The organism is Lysobacter changpingensis, from assembly GCF_017308985.1.
In the GTDB taxonomy this organism is placed as follows: domain Bacteria; phylum Pseudomonadota; class Gammaproteobacteria; order Xanthomonadales; family Xanthomonadaceae; genus Lysobacter_J; species Lysobacter_J changpingensis.
This window is the reverse complement of the sequence record NZ_JADWPE010000003.1, coordinates 671,968-695,280: the sequence shown is the minus strand read 5'-3', so window position 1 is coordinate 695,280 and position 23,313 is coordinate 671,968. Positions and strand designations below refer to the sequence as shown.

Genomic DNA, 23,313 nt, shown 5'->3' with positions numbered 1-23,313 from the left:
GTGACACACGGAAAGCCCAGCCTACGCGCTGGGCTTTTCTGCTTTTCGGCCCAGCGATCCACTCCCCACCGGAACGCAGTCGATGACCCACAGGCACTTCCTCAACACCCAGGACTGGTCGCGCGACGACCTCGACGCGCTGCTCGCGCAGGCCGCGCGGTTCAAACGCAGCAAGCTCGGCGACCAGCTGAAGGGCAAGTCGATCGCGCTGGTGTTCTTCAACCCCTCGATGCGCACGCGCACCAGCTTCGAACTGGGCGCCTTCCAGCTCGGCGGCCATGCCGTGGTGCTGCAGCCGGGCAAGGACGCATGGCCGATCGAATTCAACCTCGGCACGGTCATGGACGGCGACACCGAGGAGCACATCGCCGAAGTCGCGCGCGTGCTGGGCCGTTACGTCGACCTGATCGGCGTGCGCGCGTTCCCGAAGTTCGTCGACTGGCAGCTCGACCGCCAGGACATCGTGCTCAACAGCTTCGCGAAGTACTCGCCGGTGCCGGTGATCAACATGGAGACGATCACGCACCCGTGCCAGGAACTCGCGCACATCCTCGCGCTGCAGGAGCACTTCGGCACCTCCGACCTGCGCGGCAGGAAGTACGTGCTGACCTGGACCTACCATCCCAAGCCGCTCAACACCGCGGTGGCGAACTCCGCGCTGACGATCGCCACGCGCATGGGCATGGACGTCACGCTGCTGTGCCCGACGCCGCAGTACGTGCTGGATGAGCGCTACATCGGCTGGGCCGAGCAGAACGTCGCCGAAAGCGGCGGCTCCTTCGCCATCAGCCACGACATCGAAAGCGCCTATCGCGGCGCCGACGTCGTCTACGCCAAGAGCTGGGGCGCGCTGCCGTTCTTCGGCAACTGGGAACCGGAAAAGCCCATCCGCGATGAGTACAAGCACTTCATCGTCGACGAGGCGAAGATGGCGCTGACCAACAACGGCGTCTTCAGCCACTGCCTGCCGCTGCGCCGCAACGTGAAAGCCACCGACGCGGTGATGGATTCGCCGCAGTGCATCGCCATCGACGAAGCCGAGAACCGGCTGCATGTGCAGAAGGCCATCATGGCCGCGCTCGTGCAGAAACCGTGATTCGTGATTCGGGATTCGTGATTCGCAAAAGCACTCGCCTTCCCGGTTCTTCCTCCCCTTAACATCGAAATAGAGCCTCCCATGTCCCAGCAGAACGCTACATCGAATCACGAATCACGAATCACGAATCCCGGCTTCAAGGACATCGTCCTCGCCTTCTCCGGCGGCCTCGACACCAGCTTCTGCGTTCCCTACCTGAAGGAGCGCGGCTGGAACGTGCACACCGTGTTCGCCGACACCGGCGGCGTGGATGCGGAAGAGCGCGCCTTCATCGAGCAGCGCGCCGCGGAACTGGGCGTCGCCTCGCACGTCACCGTCGATGGCGGCCCGGCGATCTGGGCCGGCTTCGTCAAGCCGTTCGTGTGGGCGGGCGAGGGCTACCAGTCGCAGTATCCGCTGCTGGTGTCCGACCGTTACCTCATCGTCGAAGCGGCGCTGAAGCGTTGCGCCGAGCTGGGGACGAAGGCGATCGCGCATGGCTGCACCGGCATGGGCAACGACCAGGTGCGTTTCGACCTGGCGGTGAAGGCGCTGGGCGATTACGAGATCGTGGCGCCGATCCGCGAGATCCAGAAGGAACACACCGAAGTCCGCGCCTACGAGCAGAAGTACCTGGAAGACCGCGGCTTCGGCGTGCGCGCGAAGCAGAAGGCATACACGATCAACGAGAACCTGCTGGGCGTGACGATGTCCGGCGGCGAGATCGATCGCTGGCAGACGCCGGGCGAGGGCGCACGTGGCTGGTGCAAGCCGCGCGCCGAGTGGCCGGCCGACACGCTGCGCGTGAAGATCGGTTTCGTGAACGGCGAAGCGGTGACGCTCGATGGCCAGAAGATCGAAGGGCACACGATGCTCGCCAAGCTCAACGGTCTGTTCGCGCAGTACGGTGTGGGTCGCGGCCTGTACACGGGCGACACGACGATCGGCCTGAAGGGCCGCATCATCTTCGAAGCGCCGGGCCTGACCGCGCTGCTCACCGCGCATCGCGCGCTGGAGGAAGCGGTGCTGAGCAAGCAGCAGAACCGCTTCAAGCCCGAGGTCGCGCGCAAGTGGGTGGAACTGGTCTACGAAGGCTTCTTCCACGATCCGCTGAAGACCGACCTGGAGGCGTTCCTGCAGTCGAGCCAGTCCACCGTGAACGGCGAAGTCACGCTGGAAACGCAAGGTGGCATCGTCAACGCGGTCGCCATCGAATCCAGGCACATCCTCAACGCCAAGGGCGCGACCTACGCGCAGGCGGCGGACTGGGGCGTGGCCGAGGCCGAAGGCTTCATCAAGCTGTTCGGAATGAGCAGCACGCTGTGGGCCGAGGTCAACCGGAAGGGCTGAGAAGCGAGAAACAGCAGCAGCGGGAAGTGAGCGAAGCGATGCTCACTCCTCACTCCTTTCCACGCACTCCTGCGCAAACGACATGCTCGACCAGACCCTCCAACACCTCGAAGCCCTGGTGTCCTTCGACACCCGCAATCCGCCACGCGCCATCGGCACCGGCGGCATCTTCGATTACCTGCGCACGCAGCTTCGTGGCTTCCGCATCGACGTGACGGACCACGGCGACGGCGCCGTGTCGATGCTGGCCGTGCGCGGCAATCCACGCCGCCTGTTCAACGTGCATCTCGACACCGTTCCGTCATCGGAAGCGTGGAGCGCCGATCCGCACGTGCTGCGCGTCACCGGCGACCGCGCCATCGGTCTGGGCGCGTGCGACATCAAGGGCGCCGCCGCCGGATTGCTCACCGCCGCTGCGGCGACGAAGGGCGATGCCGCGTTCCTGTTCTCCACCGACGAGGAAGCGAACGACGCGCGCTGCATCGCGGCGTTCCTCGCGACCGCGCATGCGTTCCAGGACGTCATCGTCGCCGAACCCACGCAATGCGAAGCGGTACTCGCGCATCGCGGCATCAGCTCGGTGCTGATGCGCTTCCGCGGCGTTGCAGGTCACGCATCGGGCGCGAACGCGATGCAGGCCAGCGCGCTGCACCAGGCGATCCGCTGGGGCGGTCATGCGCTCGACTTCGTCGAAAGCCAGGCGCACCAGCGTTTCGGCGGGCTGACCGGCCTGCGCTTCAACATCGGCCGCGTCGAAGGCGGGATCAAGGCGAACATGATCGCGCCGAGCGCCGAGTTGCGTTTCGGCTTCCGCCCGCTGCCGTCGATGTCGATCGATGCGCTGCACGAGCGCTTCGGCACGCTTATCGAGGCCGGCGCGGTGGAGCGTTACGAAGAAACCTTCCGCGGTCCGTCGCTGCCGTCGGGCGACATCGCGGATGCGGAGAACCGGCGCCTGGAAGCGCGCGACCTCGCCGATGCGCTGGGCCTGCCGATCGGCAACGCGGTGGATTTCTGGACGGAAGCGTCGCTGTTCTCCGCCGCCGGCCTCACCGCGATCGTGTATGGCCCCGGCGACATCGCCCAGGCGCATACCGCCGACGAATGGGTCGCGCTGGAGCAACTGCAGCGCTACACCGAATCGGTAACCCGCATCCTCGAACATTGATGTAGCCCGGGTAGGCCGCAGGCCGCACCCGGGATCGATGCATACCCGGGTGCGCCGCGCTTACCCGGGCTACAGAGACCAACGGAACGCAATACGTGAACGACACCCGTGACATCCAGACGAGACAGACCATCGTGCGCCTGCTTTCGAGCATGGCCAGCGCGAAGGAGATCTCGCAGTACCTCAAGCGCTTCTCGCAACTGGACGCCAAGCGCTTCGCCGTGGTGAAGGTCGGCGGCGCGGTGCTGCGCGACGATCTGGAAGCGCTGACGTCCTCGCTCGCGTTCCTGCAGGACGTGGGGCTCACGCCGATCGTGATCCACGGCGCCGGCCCGCAACTGGACGAGGAGCTTTCCGCTGCCGGCATCGCCAAGCAGACGGTGAACGGCCTGCGCGTCACCTCGCCCGAAGCGCTCGCCATCGTGCGTCGCGTGTTCCAGTCGCAGAACCTCAAGCTGGTGGAAGCGCTGCAGGCGTTCGACGCGCGCGCGACGTCGATCGTCTCGGGCGTGTTCGAATCCGACTACCTCGACCGCGACACCTACGGCCTGGTCGGCGAAGTGAAGCGCGTGAACCTCGCGCCGATCGAGGCGAGCCTGCGCGCCGGTTCCATTCCGGTGATCGCGAGCCTCGGCGAAACCGCGTCCGGCCAGATCCTCAACGTCAATGCCGACTTCGCCGCGAACGAACTCGTGCAGAAGCTGCAGCCGTACAAGATCGTCTTCCTCACCGGCACCGGCGGCCTGCTCGACGACAACGGCAAGGTCATCGACTCGATCAACCTGTCCACCGAGTACGACCACCTGATGTCGCAGCCGTGGATCAACGGCGGCATGCGCGTGAAGATCGAGCAGATCAAGGATCTGCTCGACAAGCTGCCGCTGACCTCTTCGGTGTCGATCACCAAGCCAAGCGAGCTGGCCAAGGAGCTGTTCACCCACAAGGGCTCGGGCACGCTGGTGCGTCGCGGCGAGCGCGTGCTGCAGGTGTCGCAGTGGAACGAGCTCGACCTGGAACGCCTGCGCGGGCTCATCGAATCGGCGTTCGGTCGCCGCCTGCTGCCGGACTACTTCGAGCGCACCAGGCTGCATCGCGCGTACGTCAGCGAAAACTATCGCGCGGCGGTGATCCTGACGAGCGAGGAAGCCGGCATCTACCTCGACAAGTTCGCCGTGCTCGACGAAGCGCAGGGCGAGGGCCTCGGCCGCGCGGTGTGGCTGGTGATGCGCGAGCAGAATCCGCGCCTGTTCTGGCGTTCGCGCCACGGAAATCCGGTGAATCCGTTCTATTACGCCGAATCCGACGGCTGCCTGAAGCAGGAGAAGTGGAAGGTGTTCTGGTACGGCATGGACACGTTCGACGAGATCGCCCGCTGCGTGGCGCACTGCGCGGGACGGACCGCCACGCTGAAGGACTGAGGGGAAACGAATGAGCGCGCAAGTCGATCACTGGACCCGTGTCCCCAGCCTTCGCGGCGAGCATGTCGCGCTCGAACCGCTGCGTCCGGCGCATGCCGCCGGGCTGCGCATCGCGCTGGGCGACGGCGAACTCTCGCGCCTGTGGTACACCAACGTGCCCGAGCCGAAGGACATCGAAAGCCATATCGCCGCCGCGCTGGAGATGCAGTCGCAGGGCAAGGCGCTCGCGTTCGCGGTGCATGACGCGAATGGCGAGCTCGTGGGTTGCACGCGTTTCTACGATCTCGATCCGGCCGTGCCGCGCGTCCAGATCGGCTACACCTGGTACGCGTCGCGCGTGCAGCGCACGGGCCTGAACACGCAGGCCAAGCTGCTGCTGCTCACGCATGCGTTCGAATCGATGGGCTGCATGTGCGTGGGTTTCGAAACCAGCTGGTTCAATCACGCCTCGCGCACGGCGATCGCGCGGCTCGGGGCGAAGCAGGACGGCGTGCTGCGCAGCCATCGTCGCCATGCCGACGGCAGCGTGCGCGACACCGTCGCGTTCTCGATCATCCAATCCGAATGGCCAGCGGTGAAGCGCAACCTGCTCCATCGCCTGGAACGACACGAGCAAGGGAGCGACCGGACATGAGCAGGTCCGTCAAGAGCAGGTCCGTGGGCATCGTCGGCGCGCGTGGTTACGTCGGCGCCGAACTCATCCGGCTGATCGCCGGCCATCCGGACTTCGAACTCGCGTTCGTCTCGTCGCGCGAGCTCGTCGGCCAGCGGGTCGCCGACCACTTCGAAGGCGTCGCGGGCATCGATTCCGGGCTGCGCTACGTCGCGCCGGCGAACGATGAGTTGCCGGCGCTTGGCGCCGACGCGGTCGTGCTCGCCCTTCCGAACGGCAAGGCCGCCGCATGCGTGGCGGCCTTCGATGCGGCGGGCGTGGATCCGGTGATCGTCGATCTGTCCGCCGATTACCGTTTCGACGATACGTGGTACTACGGCCTGCCCGAACTCACGCGCGCGAAGTACGCCGGACAGCGCCGCATCAGCAATCCCGGCTGTTATGCGACCGCGATGCAGCTGGCGGTCGCGCCCATGCTCGATGCGCTGGGAGGGCCGGTGCAGTGCTTTGGTGTGTCGGGCTATTCCGGCGCGGGAACGTCGCCGTCGGACAGGAACGATCCGGAAAAGCTGCGCGACAACCTGATGCCGTACGCGCTGACCAACCACGTGCACGAGCGCGAGGTCACGCGCCAGCTCGGCCACGAAGTGCAGTTCCTGCCGCACGTCGCGCCGCACTTCCGTGGCTTGACGATCACGGCGAACCTGCCGCTTTCGACCTCGTTCGATCGCGAGGCCGTCGTCGCGCGTTATCGCGAACGCTACGCGGGCGAGGCGCTGGTGGACGTGCTCGACGAGGCGCCGTGGGTGAGCCGCATCGCCGGCAAACATCACGTCGAACTCGGCGGTTTCACGCTTTCGCCGGATGGTCGTCGCCTGGTCGTGGTCGCGACGGAGGACAACCTGCTGAAGGGTGCGGCGACGCAGGCGCTGCAGAATCTCAATCTCGCGTTCGGCTTCGACGAGAAGCTGGGCATTGCACGATAAAGCGCTACGAGACCGCGCCAAGATCGCTGGAAGGTGACCCCCATGTCCGAACTGTTGTGGCAGAAACCCGGCGTCAAGGTCGACGCGCGCATCCAGAAATTCCTCGCCGGCGAGGACGTGATCCTGGATCGCGAGTTCTTCGTGTTCGACATCGAAGCCAGCCGCGCGCACGCGCAGGGATTGCAGCAGATCGGCATTCTCACCGCCGCCGAGCTCGCCGGGCTGGAACGCGAACTGTCGACCCTTGCCGATGACTTCAAGGCGCGGCGTTTCGTGCTCGACGAGCAGTACGAGGACGGGCATTCGGCGATCGAAGCCCGACTGGTCGAACGCCTCGGCGATGCGGGCAAGAAGATCCACACCGGCCGCAGCCGCAACGACCAGATCCTCGTCGCGACGCGCCTGTGGCTGAAGGATCGCCTGACGCGCCTCGTCGCCACATGTCGCGAAAGCGCGCAGGTCGCACTCGCTCGCGCGGAGGCCGAACAGGCCGTGCCGCTGCCGGGCTACACGCATCTGCAACGTGCCGTCGTGTCGTCGCTCGGCATGTGGTGGGCCGCGTGGGCGGAAGGCTTCATCGACGACGCGCAGCGCGCCGCCGACACGCTGGCGTGGGTCGACGCGAATCCGCTCGGCAGTGCTGCCGGCTACGGCGTGAACCTGCCGCTCGCGCGCGACCACACCACGCAGGCGCTGGGCTTCGGACGAATGCAGGTATCGGCCGCGTACGCGCAGCTGTCGCGTGGCAAGTTCGAGATGGCGGCGATCGAAGCGTTGACGTCGGCGCTGCTCGACCTGCGTCGTCTCGCCTGGGACCTGAGCCTGTTCACCAGCGCCGAGTTCGGCTTCGTCGCGCTGCCGTCGCAGTACACGACCGGCAGTTCGATCATGCCGAACAAGCGCAATCCCGATGTGATCGAACTGATGCGCGCCAGCTATTCCGCCGCCGCCGCTGCGCGCACCGAGATCGAACAACTGCTCTCGTTGCCGTCGGGCTATCACCGCGACCTGCAGTTCTCGAAGGGCGCGATCTTCCACGCGTTCGGTCGTGGACTGGATGCGCTGGAGTTGCTGCCGGACCTGCTGCGCAACCTCGAATGGAAGACCGACCGCATGCGCGAAGCGCTGGACCCGTCGATGTACGCGACGGATCTCGCGGTCGACATGGCGCGCCAGGGCCTGCCGTTCCGCGAGGCGTACCGGCTCGCGGCCGATCCCGCACGCTGGGCCGGGGGCGATCCGGATACGAGCCTGCGCGCGCGCGTGTCGCCGGGCGCATCCGCCGACCTTCGCCTGGATGCATTGAAGGAACGTCTCGGCGGTTAGCAGCACCAGGGCAGTTGCAGTCGCAGTTCCGCATCACACGGTTCGACCATGATGAAGGGGAGCTCCACATGCGCCGTTGGTTCATCGCAATGCTCGCGGTCGCGCCCGCCCTGGCGGCGGCGCACGCGATTCCCGCACCCGCCGCCATCGAGGCCGAAGTCGCGCGCGTGATGCGCGACACCGGCGCGAAGGGGCTGGCGATCGCGATCATCGACGGCGGCAAGCCGGTCCACGTCGCCGCGCACGGCGTTCGCAACGCGGCGGGCGATCCGCTGCAGACCGACACGATCATGTACGGCGCGTCGCTGACCAAGGCGGTGTTCGCATACACCGTGATGCGGCAGGTCGATGCGGGGCGTTTCACGCTCGACACTCCGCTCGCGGACCTGCTGCCGAAGCCGTTGCCATCGTATGCATCGGCCGACATCACGAACCGCTATGCCGACTGGACCGCGCTGGACCCGCGCTGGCGCAAGCTCACGCCACGCATCGTGCTGACGCATTCGACGGGGTTCGCGAACTTCGGATTCCTGGAACCCGACGAGAAGCTGCATTTCCACTTCGACCCCGGCGCGCGCTACGCGTACTCGGGCGATGGCCTGAACACGCTGCAGTTCGCGCTGGAAACCGGAAAGGGCATCGACGTCGGCGCGGAAACGGCGCGTGTCTTCAAGGAGTTCGGCATGTCGCGAACAAGCCTGATCTGGCGCGACGACTTCGCCGGCAACCTCGCCGATGGCTGGGACGAGAACGGCAGGATCGAGCCGCACGACGAGCGATCGAAGGTGCGCGCGGCCGGTTCGATGGACACCACCATCGCCGATTTCGCGGAGTTCGCCGCCGCCTTCGTGCGTGGCGACGGGCTCACGCGCGAGAGCCGCGCGGAGATCGTGAAGCCGCAGTTGGCGATCACCACGAAGTCGCAGTTCCCGACGCTGCAGCCGGAGCTTCCGGTCGAACAGCGCCGCAAGGATCTTGCGGCCGGCCTCGGCGTGGTGGTGTTCGACGGCCCGCAAGGCCGGGGTTTCTTCAAGGGCGGGCACAACGAAACGACCGGCAATACCTGGGTCTGCGTCGAACAGCACGAACGCTGCGTGGTCATCCTGTCGAACGACGTGCGCAGTGAAGCGGGCTTCCCGCAACTGGTGCGTTTCGTGCTGGGCGAAACCGGCGTGCCGTTCGACTGGGAATACGGCACGCGATAGCGCGCGGAGAACCTTGCGATGAACGCCACCGATTTCCCCGCGCAACCGCTGCCGGACTGGCGGCGCGCCGTGCTCAAGGTGGGCAGCAGCCTGCTGTCGGGCGAAGGCGGGCTCGATCCGCGTCATGCCGGCGCACTGGCGCGCTTCATCGAACACGCACGAACGCGGCAGCGCGATGTCGTCCTTGTGTCGTCGGGCGCGGTCGCGGCGGGGCGGCATCGCGTCGCTGCGGGCGGCGACGGGCTCGTATTGCGACAGGCGCTTGCGTCGCTCGGGCAGGCGTCGCTGGTGACGTTCTGGCAGCGATTGATCGATCGCCCGGTCGCGCAGGTGCTGCTCACGCATGACGACCTGCGCAACCGCCGCCGCTATCTCAACGCGCGCGCCACCCTGCGCGAACTGTTGCGCCTGGGCGCGCTGCCGGTCATCAACGAGAACGATGCGGTGGCGGTGGACGAACTCAAGCTCGGCGACAACGACAACCTCGCCGCCGCGGTCGCATCGCTGGTCGATGCGGACCTGCTGCTGATCGCCACCGACATCGGTGGGCTCTACAGCGCGCATCCGGCCGATCCGTCGGCGCGGCCGATCGCGCGCGTTGAGGCGATCACGCCGGAACTGTTGCAGGCCGCGAGCGGTGGCGCCGGCGCGCTCGGCACCGGCGGCATGCGCACCAAGCTCGATGCCGCCGCGAAGGCCGGCGCGGCGGGTATCGCGACCGCGCTGTTCTGCGGTCGCGATGGGGACGTGGTGCGTGCGCTTCACGACGATCGCCTGCACGGCACGCTGGTGCTCGCGCAGGGTGACCGCCTGCGCGCGCGGAAGCAATGGCTGCGGCATGCGCCGTCTTCCGGTCGCCTGTTCGTCGATGCGGGTGCAGTCGCGGCGCTGCATCGCCAGGGCGCGTCGCTGCTGCCCGGCGGCGTGCTTTCGGCCGAGGGCGAGTTCCGTCGCGGCGACGTGGTGGAAGTCGCGAGCGGGCGGGGCGACGCGTTCGCACGCGGCATCGCGCAGTACAGCGCGGGCGAGATCCGGCGCATCGCGCGCCGGCACAGCAACGAGATCGAAACCATCCTCGGTTTCCGCTACGGCGAATCGGTGGTGCATCGCGACGATCTGGTGCTGCTCGATTCGAGTGCCCACAAGGAGGCCACGCCATGAGCGGTTACGTGCGTCATCTCGCCGAGCGCGCGCGCGAAGCGGCGATGCGGATCGCGCGCCTGGATGGCGCCGCGCGCCAGCGCCTGATCGAACGCATGGCCGACGTGCTTTCGCAGCGTCGCGCGGAGGTGCTTGCCGCGAACGCCGAAGACATGGAGCGCGGTCGCGCCAGCGGCCTGAACGACGCGGTGCTCGATCGCCTGAAGCTCGACGACGCGCGCATCGACGCGATCGCGCAGGGCCTGCGCGAGGTCGCCGTGCAGGCCGATCCGCTTGCAGGCATCGTGCGGCGCGAGGTGCGTCCGAACGGCGTGATCGTCGAGCGCCAGCGCATTCCGCTGGGCCTGATCGCGATGATCTACGAGGCGCGCCCGAACGTGACCGCCGATGCCGCCGCGCTATGCCTGAAGGCCGGCAACGCGGTGCTGTTGCGTGGCGGCTCGGAAGCGCGCGCGAGCAACGCCGCCATCGCCGCCTGCCTGCACGCGGCGCTGCGCGCGGAAGGATTGCCGGAAGCGGCGGTGTCGCTGGTCAGCGATCCCGCGCGCGAGCACGTGCTGGAGCTGCTGCAACTGTCGGACCTGATCGACCTGGCGATCCCGCGCGGCGGCGAAAGCCTGATCCGCTTCGTGGCCGAGCATGCGCGCGTGCCGGTCATCAAGCACTACAAGGGCGTGTGCCATCTCTACGTCGATCGCGCGGCGGACCTGGCGCTCGCGCTGGACCTGCTCGTCGACGGCAAGGCGTCGCGGCCGGGCGTGTGCAATGCGCTGGAAACACTGCTGGTGCATCGCGATGTCGCGGCGGATTTCCTGCCGTCCGCGCTGGCGCGCCTGGCTGCGCGTGGCGTCGAAGTGCGTGGCTGCGAACGCACGCGCGCGATCCTGCCGCAGGTGCGCGAGGCGGACGAGGGGGATTACGCGGCCGAATACCTCGATCTGGTGATCGCGGTGCGGGTGGTGGACGACCTCGACGCGGCGCTGTCGCACATCGCACGGTTCGGCTCGGACCACACCGAGGTGATCGCGACGCGGGATGAGGCCGCGGCCGAGGCTTTCGTGCGCGGTACGCGCAGTTCGGCGGTGATGGTGAATGCGTCGTCGCGATTCAACGACGGCGGGCAGCTGGGGCTCGGCGCGGAGATCGGCATCTCGACCACGCGCCTGCATGCGTACGGGCCGATGGGCGCGGAGTCGCTGACGGTCGAGCGCTTCGTGGTGCGCGGGGAAGGGCAGGTGCGGCATGAGGAGTCGCGGGATGCTTGAGGCGCTCTCTCTTCGGGGTCATCCCTCATCCGCCCTCCGGGCACCTGGTCCGCAGGGAGAAGCAAGAGCCGCCGGCATTCACTCCCGCAATCGCTGCACGCCCAGCCACCGCTCCCCTGGCGCGAGCGGGACCGGCTCCACGACAGCCGCCGCTTCCACGCAGACGAAGCGCAGGTGCTCGCCGGCGCCGAGGTCGCCCATCGACGCCGCCAGCGTCGCGCCGGGATTCCACACGACCGCGTCGCGGAAACCTTCGGCGTCGATGTGCAGTGTCGAGTCGCCTTCGCGCAGCCGCAGCGCGCTCGGCGCGCCTGCATAGATCCGGTCCAGTTCGCCTTCGAAACGCACCGGCGCGCCGGACGCCGGCATCGCCGCGCCCTTGCGTGCGCTGTCCTCGTACGGCGTGGATTGCAGGCCGTCGAGCTCGACCGCCGCGAGGCGCCCCACGCGCAGGTAGGTGTGCAGCGCGGCGGTGAAGGCGAACGGCGTCTCGTCGCGATTGAGCACTTCCAGGCCCACGTCGAGCGCGCCCGGCGACAGCGTCACGTGCAGCCGTGCACCGAAGCGGAACGGCCACAGCGCACGGGTGTGTTCGCTGTCGTCCAGTTCGAACACCGCCGCCTCGCCGAACGGGGTCGCGTCCTGCAGGCCGGCGAAGCGCCATTCCAGCAGCCGCGCGAAGCCGTGCTTCACCAGCGGGCCACGCCCGGCGAACTGCGGGAAGACCACGGGAATCCCGCCGCGGATCGCACTGCCGGGCGCGTGGCTGGCGTTCGGGCTCAGGTACAGGCGCTCGCGACCGGGCGCCGGCATCCACGACAGCACGTGCGCGCCGTGCAGGCTGATGGCGACGCTCGCGCCGGCGGAATGGCGCAGGCGCACGCAGGGGCGGCCGTGCTGTTCGAAGGACTCGATGGAAAGGGGCATGGGCGGTCGGACGGGGAACTGCGCCGCATGATGCCGCAGCGCGCGTCGATGCGCGCATGCGTGGATCGGGACGAAGCCGGGGCGGCCGACGCCCCAAACGAAAAACGCCGGCATCGGCCGGCGTTTTCTGGGTCAGCAACCGCATCGCTGCGGAGTTGGTCGGGGAGACAGGATTTGAACCTGCGACTTCTACGTCCCGAACGTAGCGCTCTACCAGGCTGAGCTACACCCCGACTGCTGAGCCGCAAATTCTAGTCAGTCCGACGGGGGCGAGGCAAGGGGTCGGATGCAATTTCTTCAGGTCGGCCCGATCCACGCGTCCGGCTCGCTGGGGGAAGACCGGGCGCAACCGCTAAACTGTGGCGGTTTCCACCCCTCGCGACGCGCCGCACAGGCGCGCCCGCCCGATCCACTGGAGTCCCGCTTGATCAAGCCGCGCACCCCGCCCGGGGTCATGGAGCTGCTGCCTCCTGACCAGATCGCCTTCCAGCGCATGCTGGACGCGATCCGCCGAAATTTCGAACGCTTCGGCTTCCTGCCGGTGGAAACGCCGGTGATGGAGCTGTCGGAGGTGCTGCTGACCAAATCCGGCGGCGAAACCGAACGCCAGGTGTATTTCGTGCAGTCCACCGGCGCGCTGGGCAAGTCGTCCGAAGGCGGGGCCGGCGAGGGCCTCCCCGAACTCGCCCTGCGCTTCGACCTGACCGTGCCGCTGGCGCGTTTCGTCGCCGAGCACGAACACGAACTCGCGTTCCCGTTCCGTCGTTACCAGATGCAGCGCGTGTACCGCGGCGAACGCGCCCAGCGCGGCCGTTTCCGCGAGTTCTACCAGTGCGACATCGACGTGATCGGCAAGGACGCGCTGAGCGTGCGTTTCGATGCCGAACTGCCCGCGGTCATCTACTCGGTGTTCAACGAGCTGGACATCGGCGCGTTCACCATCCAGCTCAACAACCGCAAGCTGATGCGCGGCTTCTTCGAGGCGCAGGGCGTCGCCGACGGCGAACTGCAGGCGCTGGTGTTGCGCGAAGTCGACAAGCTCGACAAGCGCGGCGAGGACTACGTGCGCGAGACGCTGACCGGCGAAGGCTTCAACCTGCCGGCCGGAGGCGTGGAGAAGATCCTGGATTTCGTGAAGGTGCGTTCGACCTCGCACGCCGATGCCATGGCGAAGCTGGACGCGCTGGGCGAGGGTAGCGAGTCGCTGCGCGAGGGCGTGGCCGAACTGCGCGAGGTGCTGGAGCTGGTGCGCGCGCTCGGCGTTCCCGAAACGCATTACGCACTGAACTTCTCCATCGCGCGCGGGCTGGATTACTACACCGGCACGGTCTACGAGACCACGCTCAACGATTACCCGCAGATCGGTTCGATCTGCTCGGGCGGTCGGTACGAGAACCTTGCCAGCCATTACACCAGGTCGAAGCTGCCCGGCGTCGGTATCTCGATCGGCCTGACGCGCCTGTTCTGGCAGCTGCGCGAGGCGGGCCTGCTCGGCAAGGCGACCGGCAGCACGGTGCAGGCGATGGTCGCGCTGATGGACAACGCGTCGCTGGACGACGCGCTCGACATCGCGCGCCGCCTGCGTGCGGCCGGCATCAACACCGAGATGCAGATGGAAGCGCGCAAGATCGGCAAGCAGTTCCAGTACGCATCGCGCGCGGGCATCCGCTTCGTCGTGCTGACCGGCGAGGACGAGCGCGCGCGCGGCGTGGTCGCGGTGAAGGATCTGTTGCGCGAGGAGCAGTTCGAAGTCGCGCGCGAGGAGCTGGCGAGCACGTTGCGCGTGGAGCTGGAGCAGGCGCAAGTTCTGGCGCGACGCTGAGCTGCCTTTCTCCTCCCCCCTGTTACAGGGGAGGTGGGGAGGGACGAGGCGCGAAGCGCCGGACGCCGAGGCGACGGACTTCACCCTCCCCAACCCTCTCCTGCATTCGCAGGGGAGGGAGCTGAAACCACAAACGGAACATCCATGAAACCCATCCGACTCGACGGCCGCTCCCTCACCCGCGCACAGCTGGTCGACGTGGCCTATGGCGCGCACGTCGAACTGGCGCAGGAGCAGCTTCCGGCCGTCGCGCGCGCCGCCGAATTCCTGGCCGAACAGGTCAGCCGCGAGGAGCCGATCTACGGCGTTTCCACCGGCTTCGGCAGCAACGCCGACCGCCTGCTCGGCAACCATCGCCTGCGCGATGAGCTGCCTGGCAGTTTGCGTTCGAACGAGACGCTGCACGAGGAACTGCAGCGCAACCTCATCGTGACGCACGCGGTGTGCGTGGGCGAGGCGTTCGCGCCGGACGTCGTCCGCGCGATGCTGTGCATCCGCATCAACACGCTGATGCGCGGACATTCGGGCATCCGCGTGGAAACGCTGCAGGCGCTGACGGCGATGCTCAACGCCGGCATCGTGCCGGTGGTGCCGCAGCTGGGTTCGGTCGGCGCTTCGGGCGATCTGGCGCCGCTGTCGCATCTGGCGATCGTGCTGCTCGGCGGTGGCGAGGCGTTCTTCGAAGGCCAGCGCATGCCGGGCGCGCAGGCGCTGAAGCGCGCGGGCCTGTCGCCGATCACTTTGTCGTACAAGGAAGGCCTCGCGCTCAACAACGGCACCGCGCAGATGCTCGCCTGCGGCGTGCTCGCGCTGGACAAGCTGGAGGACCTGCTCGACACGGCGGATCTCGCGGCGGCGATGACCATCGACGCTTTCGCCGGCCGCCTCGGCGCGTTCGCCGAGGAAGTGCATGCGCTGCGTCCGCATCCGGGCCAGGTGCACAGCGCGGCGAACCTGCGCATCCTGCTGGAAGGCTCGACGCTGGCCGACATCCCGTACCATCTCGTGCCGAAGTTCCGCGCATGGCAGCCGGGCAGCTGGGACACGGAGCAGGCGCAGCAGTTGCGCTTCGACATCGGCTGGGACTGGGTGCCGCTGGCGCAGCGTCACGGCCGCGAGAAGTTCTACCGCCGCTTCCGCCCGTTCCGCGGCGGCAAGAAGCACCAGCCGCAGGACAGCTACTCGCTGCGCTGCATCCCGCAGGTGCACGGCGCGGTGCGCGATGCCATCGCGCAGGCCGCGCGCGTGCTCGACATCGAACTCAATGCGCTGACCGACAACCCCATCGTGTTCCCGGACGCGAAGGCGGAGTTCGTCGAACAGCAGGTGATTTCCGCCGGCCACTTCCACGGCATGCCGCTCGCGTTGGCGATGAGCTACGTGAAGGCCGCGATCCCGGTGCTGGCGAGCATTTCCGAGCGCCGCCTCAACAAGCTGGTCGATCCGGCGACGAACGACGGCCTGCCGGGATTCCTCATCGGCAATGAGGATTCCACCGAATCCGGCCACATGATCGTGCAGTACACGGCCGCCGCGATCGTCAACGACCTGGCGAGCCGCGCGCATCCGGCGTCGGTGTATTCGATTCCGACCAGCGCGAACGCCGAGGACCACGTCTCGATGGGCGCGAACGAAGCGCGCCACGTGCTGGCGATGGCCGACGACCTGGGCAAGGTGATCGCGCTGGAGCTGTACACCGCCGCGCAGGCGCTGGATCTTCGTCGCGACATGATCAACGCCGCCCGCGATCTCGCCAGCCGCGCCGACGCGGCCGCACTGGCCGCGAAGATCGCCGGTGGCCCGACGCCGGGAACGCTGGAGTACGACGCGTTTCTGGACGAAGTGGAATCGCTGCGCGTGGAGCTCGCGATGGCCGATGAGTTCCAGCCTGGCCGCGCGGTCGCTGCCGCGCACGCCGCGATCCGTCGCGAGATCCCGTTCCTCGATCGCGATCGCGCGCTCGACGGCGAAGTCGCGACGGCGGTGCGGCTGGTGAAGGACGGGACGATCCTGGGGGCGGCGCGGGGCTGATGGCAGTCGCGTTGCAGTCGCGCTGATCATTCCCGCGCAGCGGATGAAGTGACGGAGGTCAGCGCGCCCTCACGCCATCTCCCCCTGCGACGTCCGCACGCAATCGCGTCCATCCGCCTTCGCGCGGTACAGCGCCTGGTCGGCCAGCTGCAACAGCGGGTCGATCCCGCCGACGGTCGCAGGATCGACCGCGTGCACGCCGATGCTCGCCGTCACCGGGATCTCGTACGTGCCGCTGCTGCGGAACGGGGCTTCGCGCAGGTGCTGCCTCAGGTCTTCGGCGACGCGCGCCGCCGCGACGAGGTCGAGCCCGGGCAGCACCACCACGAATTCCTCGCCGCCGAAGCGCGCCAGCAACGCGTCGTGATGCGGGCGCAATGCGTGGCCCAGCGTGCGCGCGGCCCAGCGCAGGCATTCGTCGCCGATCAGGTGGCCGTAGCGATCGTTGATCGTCTTGAAGTTGTCCAGGTCGATCATCAGCAGCGACAGCGGGCGGCGATGCTCGCGCGCCTGCCGCAGCAGCGCATCGAACCGGTCGCGGAAATGGCTGCGGTTGTGCAGGCCGGTGAGCGCGTCGCGCTGGCTGGATTCGCGCAATCGCGCGTGGGCGTCCTCCAACTGCACCAGTGCGCTGCGCAGCTCGGTGGTGCGCTGTTCGACCTTGTGTTCCAGCAGTTCCTTCGCTTCGCGCGCGATGCGTTCGTTCTCGCCGCGAAGCCGCGCGTAGCGGTGCCCCAGCGCGACCGACAGCAGCAGCATCTCCAGCGCCGAGCCGATCTGCACACCGTATTCGGTCAGGAAATTCTTCGGCGCCATGCCGAAGGCGACACCGACGAACAGTCCCGTGCCGAGCAGGAACATCGCCCACGCGATCAGGAACAGCCGCGCCGGCGCGTAACCACGGCGAACCATCGTCACCGTGACGATCGCGATCCACGCGATGCTCGCCAGTACCGCGGCGGCAGCCAGTGGCGTCGCGATGCGATACGGCAACCACGTGGAGGCGATGCCGAGCAGCGCGAAGAAGGCGATCAGCGCCAGTCCAGCGCGATCGCCGGGCGGCCAGCGCTGGCGCAGTTCGAGGAACACGCGCGTGAACTGCTGCATGCCGATCTGCGCAAGACACACCGACAGCGGCACCATGCGGTCGTTCAACGTCGATGAGCCCGGCCACAGGTACTCGAACCCCAGGCCGTTGAGCGTGAACAGCACCAGTCCGAACGCCGACAGGTGGAACAGGTACCAGAAGTAGCCGGCATCACGCAGGCTCAGCCACAGCGCGAGGTTGTAGAAGAACAGCGCCAGCAGGATGCCGTAGTACGCACCGATGACGAACTGCGCGTCGCGCGTGGTTTCGGCGAAGGCGGGCAGGGTGAGCAGGGACAGCGGCACCTGCATCGAGCTCTCGCTGCGCACGCGGACGAACAGGTCCACCGGCTCGCCCCGAGGCAACGTCAGCAGGAAGTTCGGATGCCGGTAGCGGATGCTGCGCGCGCCGAAGGGGCGGTGATCGCCGCCGGCCTGGAACGCGACGCGGCCATCGGCATGTCGCGCGTAGACGTCGATGCGGTCGCTGAGCGCGAAGCGCTGGACCAGCAGCCAGCGGGTTTCGGGGCTGTCGCGGTTGAGCACGCGAGTGTGGAACCAGAAGGCGCCGTCCTGGAAACCGAGCGACGTCCGTCCGCGCGGCAGGGGCCGGAACCGGCCTTCGTCGAGCCAGCGTGTCGCCGCCGCCAGATCGCCCTGCGCCGTGGCGTCGTGGACATGGCGCATCGCCGGGCCGAGCGCCACCTCGGCGGTGTCCCGGCGCAGCTCGATCGTCTCCCCGGGCGGGCCTGCCGCCATCGCCGCGGACGCGAGCAGGACGACCCCCGCGAGGCAGAGCCGGAGCCAGGCAGGCGCACATCCCATGTCGTCCCCTTCGGCACCGGCGGTCGGCCGGCGTCCGGTCGTTGGTTCCAGTGACGGGCATCGGGCCACGGGCAGTGCGGGGCGATGCAGTCGCGTCGTGACGCGGCCGTCACTATCGCCGTGGACGGTGTGAACGCGGCGTTCAGACAAGCGGGGCCGAAGGACCTCGGACCCGATCGCGGAAGCCGTTCCGGGTTGACGCGCGTCCTTGTCGGATGGTCCAATGTATTAACGCGTTAATACATTCATTCGCACGTAATGAAACGACGACCCACCGAAAACGAGCGCAGCGCCGAGAACCTCGCGTTCCTCGCGACCGCGCTGGCCAGCCTGCGCACGGTCGAGGAGGTCCAGGCCTTCCTCGAGGACCTGTGCACGCCGGCCGAACTGGAAGCGATGGGCGACCGCTGGCGCGTCGTCCCGCTGCTGCAGGAAAACGTGCCGTACCGCGAAATCCACGAGCGCACCCAGGTCAGCGTGACCACCATCGGCCGCGTCGCGCGCACGCTCGAACGCGGCGCCGGCGGCTACGGCATCGCGGCATCCCGTCTTTCCACGCCTCCCGCCGCCGTCAACGCCGGCTGATCCGAGAACCCCATGAGTCCGTCCCCCAACACGCCGGCGCGCGACCGCCTGCGCATCGCGATCCAGAAGTCCGGCCGGCTGGCCGACCCGGCGCGCGCCCTGCTGACCTCCTGCGGCCTGAGCTGGCGCGAGAGCCGCGACCGCCTGTTCTGCTACGGCGAATCGCTACCCGTCGACCTGCTGCTGGTGCGCGACGACGACATTCCCGGCCTGATCGCCGAAGGCGTGTGCGACCTCGGCATCGTCGGCCGCAATGTGCTGCTTGAGCAGGGCTGCGACCGCGAGGCGAACGGCGCCAAGCCCACGTTCCGCGAATGGCGCGCGCTCGGCTTCGGCGGCTGCCGCCTGTCGCTCGCCATTCCCGATGGCTGGGACTGGCAGGGCCCGGAGCAACTCGCCGGCAAGCGCATCGCCACCAGCTACCCGGCGCTGCTCTCGCGATGGCTTGCCGACCGGGGCATCGACGCGAAGGTGGTGCTGCTGTCGGGCTCGGTCGAAATCGCACCGCGCCTCGGCCAGGCCGATGCGATCTGCGACCTGGTGTCGAGCGGCGCGACGCTCGCGGCGAACCAGCTCAAGCCGGTGACCACCCTGCTGGAAAGCGAAGCCGTGCTCGCCGGCCCGGCCGATGCGCTGGACGCCACGCGCGGCGAACTCGCCGACCTGCTGCTGCGTCGCCTCGACGGCGCGCTGCGCATCCGTCACAGCAAGCTGCTGCTGTTCCAGGCGCCACGCCGCGTGCTGCCCGATCTGCTGCCGCTGCTGCCGGATGCGGAAGCGCCGACGGTAATGCGCCTGGACGATGGCGAAGACCTCGCGTTGCAGGCGCTCTGCCACGGCGCGGTGACCTGGCAGCGGCTGGAGGAACTCAAGCGTGCCGGCGCGCGCGGCCTGATGGTGCTGCCGGTGGAGGGCATGCTGGCATGAACGCCGCCGTCTCCACCGAATCGCTGATGCGCCGCGTCGACTGGCGCGTGCTCGATGCGCGCACGCAATCGCAGTTGCTGCGCCGTCCCGCGCAGATGGCGTCCAGCACGACGGCGAGTGCCGTCGCGGCGATCATCAACGAGGTCCGCGACAACGGCGATGCCGCACTGCGCGCCTTCGGCGAACGCTTCGACGGCGTGGAACTGGCCGGCTTCACGGTGAGCGATGCGGAATTCGCCGAGGCCGAATCCGCGCTGCCGCCGGACCTTCGCGCCGCGATAGACGAAGCCGCCGAACGCATCGCCGTCTTCCACGAAGCCGGCATGACCGCGCCGTACGCGGTCGACACCGCGCCCGGCGTGCGTTGCGAACGCGTGCTGCGACCCATCCAGCGCGTCGGCCTGTACGTGCCGGCGGGCTCGGCGCCGCTGCCGTCGACCGCGCTGATGCTCGGCGTGCCGGCGCGGCTGGCCGGCTGCCCGGACATCGTGCTGTGCACGCCGCCGCGTCGCGACGGCAGCGCCGATCCCGCCGTGCTGTACGCGGCCAGGCGCTGCGGCGTGACGCGCGTGTTCAAGGTCGGCGGCGCGCAGGCCATCGCCGCGATGGCCTACGGCACGGCGACCATCCCGCGCTGCGACAAGCTGTTCGGCCCCGGCAACGCGTACGTGACCGAGGCCAAGCGCCAGGTCGCGATGGACGTCGACGGCGCCGCGATCGACATGCCCGCCGGCCCGTCGGAAGTGCTCGTGATCGCCGATGCCGGTGCGAACCCGGCCTTCGTCGCCGCGGACCTGCTCTCCCAGGCCGAGCACGGGCCCGACTCGCAGGTGCTGCTGCTCAGCGACGATGATGCGTTGATCGAAGCGGTGGCCGGCCAGCTCGCGCTGCAACTCGCGCTGCCGCGTGCGGACATCGCACGACGCGCGCTGCAATCCTCCAGCGCGATCCGCGTGGAATCGATCGAGCAGGCGCTGGAAGTCAGCAACCGATACGCGCCCGAACACCTCATCCTCGCGCTGCGCGACGCGCGCCAGTGGTTGCCGCGCGTGACGGCGGCGGGTTCGGTGTTCCTCGGGGACTGGGCGCCCGAAGCGCTGGGCGATTACTGCAGCGGCACCAACCACGTGCTGCCGACCAGCGGCGCGGCGCGCTTTGCCGGTGGCCTGAATGTCGCGAGCTTCCAGCTGGCGATCACCGTGCAGGAAGTGCAGCCGCGCGGCATCGAGGCGATCGGCCCGTGCGCGGTGGAACTCGCACGCGCCGAAGGCCTCGACGCGCATCTGCAAGCGGTCGCGCTGCGCTTGCAGGCGGTGGCGTCGTGAACGCGGTCGTGAACGAGAACATCGCCACGGGTCCGCTCGCGCTGGTGCGCGAAGACCTGCGCGATTTCGGCGGCTACCGCTCGGCGCGCAGCGATCGCCTGCAGGGCGAGATCTGGCTCAATGCCAACGAATCCCCATGGCCGAATCCCTCGGACGCCGACGGCATGCTGCGCCGCTATCCCGATCCGCAACCGCAGGCGCTGCGAGAAGCGCTCGCCGCACTCTACGACTGCGCGCCGGAGCAGCTGCTCGCCGGTCGCGGCAGCGATGAAGGCATCGACCTGCTGGTGCGCGCCGTGTGCCGGCCAGGCGGCGATGCCATCGTCGTCAGCACGCCGACCTTCGGCATGTATGCGGTGAGCGCGCGCCTGCACGGCACGCGCGTGATCGACGTGCCGCTGCGCGAGAACGACCGCGAGTGGCGCTGCGATTTCGCTGCCATCGGCGATGCCGCGCTCGCGCAGGGCGCGCGCATCGTGTTCCTGTGTTCGCCCGGGAATCCGACCGGCGCGCTGCTTCCGCTCGACGCGATCGCCGCGCTCGCCCGTCGCCTTGAAGACCAGGCGCTGGTCGTGGTCGACGAGGCCTACATCGAGTTCGCCGACGCACCCTCCGCAACGCAACTGATCGCCACCTGCCGCAACGTGGCCGTGCTGCGCACGCTGTCGAAGGCGCACGCGCTGGCCGCGGCGCGCATCGGTGTCGTCGTCGCCGATGCCGCACTGATCGAAGTGCTGCGCCGTTGCCAGGCGCCGTATCCGTTGCCTGCGGCGTGCACGGACGAGGCGCTGCGTGCACTCGCGACGGAAGCGGCATCGCGGACGCGATCGCGCATCGGCATCGTGCGCGCCGAACGCGACGCGCTTGAGGAGAAACTCGCGGAACTGCCCGGCGTTCGACGCGTGTACGCCTCGCGGGCGAACTTCGTGCTGGCGCGCTTCGACGATGCGCAGTCCGCATTCGATCGCCTCCTCGACGCAGGCATCGTCGTGCGCGACATGCGCGCCGCGCCGGGCCTCGGCGACGCGCTGCGCATCAGCGTGGGAACGCCGCAGCAGAATGCGACGGTGCTGTCGGTGCTGGAGTCGCGCGCATGAACACGACGCCCATCCTGTTCGTCGATCGCGATGGGACGCTGATCGAGGAACCGTCCGACTTCCAGATCGACCGCTTCGACAAGCTGCGTTTCGTGCCGGGCGTGATCCCGGCGATGCTGCGCCTGCGCGATGCCGGCTACCAGTTCGTGATGGTCACCAACCAGGATGGCCTGGGCACCGACGCCTTCCCGCGGGCCGATTTCGATGGCCCGCATGGCTTGATGATGCAGGTGTTCGAGAGCCAGGGCATCGTGTTCCGCGACGTGCTCATCGACACGAGCCTGCCGGCGGAGAACGCGGCCACGCGCAAGCCGGGCATCGCGCTCGCACTTCCGCTGCTGCGCGATCGCGGGATCGACTGGACGCGTTCGGCCATGGTGGGCGATCGCGAGACCGACAACGCCTTCGCCCGCAACCTCGGGATCCGCGCGTTCCAGCTGCGCACGCCACAATTCGGCGGCGAGTGGGACTGGAGCGGCATCGCACATGCGCTGGCCGATGCGCCGCGAACCGCGCGCGTGACGCGCAACACGCGCGAGACACGCATCGAGGTCGCGGTCGATCTCGACCGCAACGCGGACCCGAAGGTGTCGACCGGGCTCGGTTTCTTCGACCACATGCTCGAACAGATCGGCAAGCATGGCGGCATCGCGCTGGAGCTTCGCTGCGACGGCGACCTGCACATCGACGAACACCACACGGTCGAGGACAGCGCGCTCGCGCTCGGCCAGGCCCTGCGCGAAGCGCTGGGCGACAAGCGCGGCATCGGTCGCTACGGTTTCACGCTGCCGATGGACGAATCGCTGGCGAGCGCGGCGCTGGACTTCTCCGGCCGCCCGTACTTCGTATTCGAAGGCGCGTTCGCGCGCGAACGCGTGGGCGGGCTGCCGACCGAACTCGTCCCGCATTTCTTCCGCTCGCTGTGCGAAACCGCTGGACTCAACCTCAACCTGCGCGTGGACGGCGACAACGATCACCACAAGGTCGAAGCCTGCTTCAAGGCGGTCGCGCGCGCGTTGCGCCAGGCCGTCAAACGCGAGGGGCGCGAGCTGCCGAGCACCAAGGGCACGCTCTGAGGGGCGGAATTCGCATGAGCTTCAACGTGACATTCAAGAGCTGGC

At 68.3% G+C, this 23,313-nt stretch carries 19 protein-coding genes and 1 tRNA gene; 17 read left to right on the top strand and 3 right to left on the bottom strand.

Going from position 1 to position 23,313, the window contains the following annotated elements; all coding sequences use genetic code 11:
- The first annotated feature begins 82 nt into the window (after positions 1–82).
- From I4U41_RS10055 to I4U41_RS10010, 10 genes are all read left to right on the top strand, one after another.
- Positions 83–1,096 (top strand): N-acetylornithine carbamoyltransferase, encoded by a 1,014-nt coding sequence (locus I4U41_RS10055; protein WP_206860999.1) that lies wholly within the window; start codon positions 83–85, stop codon positions 1,094–1,096.
- An 81-nt stretch (positions 1,097–1,177) separates the two neighbouring features.
- A complete protein-coding gene (locus tag I4U41_RS10050) occupies positions 1,178–2,425 on the top strand; it encodes an argininosuccinate synthase (protein WP_206860998.1) in 1,248 nt (415 codons plus the stop codon).
- A gap of 82 nt (positions 2,426–2,507) precedes the next feature.
- Complete coding sequence (locus I4U41_RS10045; protein ID WP_206860997.1) at positions 2,508–3,593, top strand: acetylornithine deacetylase; 1,086 nt, start codon at positions 2,508–2,510, stop codon at positions 3,591–3,593.
- A gap of 95 nt (positions 3,594–3,688) precedes the next feature.
- Positions 3,689–5,011, top strand: a complete 1,323-nt coding sequence (locus I4U41_RS10040; protein ID WP_320415167.1) for an acetylglutamate kinase — start codon at positions 3,689–3,691, stop codon at positions 5,009–5,011.
- Between the two features lie 10 nt (positions 5,012–5,021).
- Complete coding sequence (locus I4U41_RS10035) at positions 5,022–5,645, top strand: GNAT family N-acetyltransferase (protein ID WP_206860996.1); 624 nt, start codon at positions 5,022–5,024, stop codon at positions 5,643–5,645.
- The gene (gene argC / locus I4U41_RS10030) at positions 5,642–6,610 is read left to right on the top strand and encodes an N-acetyl-gamma-glutamyl-phosphate reductase (protein WP_206860995.1); all 969 of its coding nucleotides are present in this window, start codon (positions 5,642–5,644) and stop codon (positions 6,608–6,610) included. Before I4U41_RS10035 ends, argC begins: the two co-directional genes overlap by 4 nt.
- A 42-nt stretch (positions 6,611–6,652) precedes the next feature.
- On the top strand, positions 6,653–7,936 hold the full coding sequence (argH, locus tag I4U41_RS10025; protein WP_206860994.1) for an argininosuccinate lyase: 1,284 nt from the start codon (positions 6,653–6,655) through the stop codon (positions 7,934–7,936).
- 68 nt (positions 7,937–8,004) lie between these two features.
- Positions 8,005–9,141 carry a serine hydrolase domain-containing protein gene (locus I4U41_RS10020; protein WP_206860993.1) on the top strand — a complete coding sequence of 379 codons (1,137 nt, stop codon included), beginning with the start codon at positions 8,005–8,007 and terminating at the stop codon, positions 9,139–9,141.
- A gap of 18 nt (positions 9,142–9,159) precedes the next feature.
- On the top strand, positions 9,160–10,302 hold the full coding sequence (gene proB, locus I4U41_RS10015) for a glutamate 5-kinase (protein ID WP_206860992.1): 1,143 nt from the start codon (positions 9,160–9,162) through the stop codon (positions 10,300–10,302).
- Positions 10,299–11,567, top strand: coding sequence for a glutamate-5-semialdehyde dehydrogenase (locus tag I4U41_RS10010; protein ID WP_206860991.1), 1,269 nt, complete (start codon positions 10,299–10,301; stop codon positions 11,565–11,567). Before proB ends, I4U41_RS10010 begins: the two co-directional genes overlap by 4 nt.
- Before the next feature lie 78 nt (positions 11,568–11,645).
- Here I4U41_RS10010 and I4U41_RS10005 read toward each other — a convergent pair whose 3' ends face one another.
- Positions 11,646–12,494, bottom strand: coding sequence for a D-hexose-6-phosphate mutarotase (locus I4U41_RS10005; protein WP_206860990.1), 849 nt, complete (start codon positions 12,492–12,494; stop codon positions 11,646–11,648).
- 156 nt (positions 12,495–12,650) lie between these two features.
- Positions 12,651–12,727 (bottom strand) — tRNA-Pro (locus tag I4U41_RS10000).
- Positions 12,728–12,918: 191 nt separating this feature from the next.
- Here I4U41_RS10000 and hisS point away from each other — a divergent pair.
- On the top strand, positions 12,919–14,316 hold the full coding sequence (gene hisS, locus I4U41_RS09995) for a histidine--tRNA ligase (protein WP_206860989.1): 1,398 nt from the start codon (positions 12,919–12,921) through the stop codon (positions 14,314–14,316).
- Positions 14,317–14,460: 144 nt separating this feature from the next.
- Complete coding sequence (locus I4U41_RS09990) at positions 14,461–16,347, top strand: HAL/PAL/TAL family ammonia-lyase (protein WP_206860988.1); 1,887 nt, start codon at positions 14,461–14,463, stop codon at positions 16,345–16,347.
- Between the two features lie 69 nt (positions 16,348–16,416).
- Here I4U41_RS09990 and I4U41_RS09985 read toward each other — a convergent pair whose 3' ends face one another.
- Positions 16,417–18,192 carry a sensor domain-containing diguanylate cyclase gene (locus I4U41_RS09985; protein WP_206860987.1) on the bottom strand — a complete coding sequence of 592 codons (1,776 nt, stop codon included), beginning with the start codon at positions 18,190–18,192 and terminating at the stop codon, positions 16,417–16,419.
- 324 nt (positions 18,193–18,516) lie between these two features.
- Here I4U41_RS09985 and I4U41_RS09980 point away from each other — a divergent pair, with 324 nt between their 5' ends.
- Genes I4U41_RS09980 through hisB form a run of 5 tightly spaced genes read left to right on the top strand, consistent with a single transcriptional unit; the run spans position 18,517 to position 23,268 of the window.
- Positions 18,517–18,843, top strand: coding sequence for a YerC/YecD family TrpR-related protein (locus I4U41_RS09980; protein WP_206860986.1), 327 nt, complete (start codon positions 18,517–18,519; stop codon positions 18,841–18,843).
- A 12-nt stretch (positions 18,844–18,855) separates the two neighbouring features.
- Complete coding sequence (gene hisG, locus I4U41_RS09975) at positions 18,856–19,770, top strand: ATP phosphoribosyltransferase (protein WP_206860985.1); 915 nt, start codon at positions 18,856–18,858, stop codon at positions 19,768–19,770.
- A gap of 26 nt (positions 19,771–19,796) precedes the next feature.
- Positions 19,797–21,095: a histidinol dehydrogenase gene (hisD, locus tag I4U41_RS09970; RefSeq protein WP_206861610.1), complete on the top strand. Its 1,299-nt coding sequence runs from the start codon at positions 19,797–19,799 to the stop codon at positions 21,093–21,095.
- The gene (gene hisC / locus I4U41_RS09965; RefSeq protein ID WP_320415166.1) at positions 21,092–22,192 is read left to right on the top strand and encodes a histidinol-phosphate transaminase; all 1,101 of its coding nucleotides are present in this window, start codon (positions 21,092–21,094) and stop codon (positions 22,190–22,192) included. The genes hisD and hisC overlap by 4 nt, the downstream gene beginning before the upstream one ends.
- Positions 22,189–23,268, top strand: a complete 1,080-nt coding sequence (hisB, locus tag I4U41_RS09960; protein ID WP_206860984.1) for a bifunctional histidinol-phosphatase/imidazoleglycerol-phosphate dehydratase HisB — start codon at positions 22,189–22,191, stop codon at positions 23,266–23,268. Before hisC ends, hisB begins: the two co-directional genes overlap by 4 nt.
- Positions 23,269–23,313: the final 45 nt, after the last annotated feature.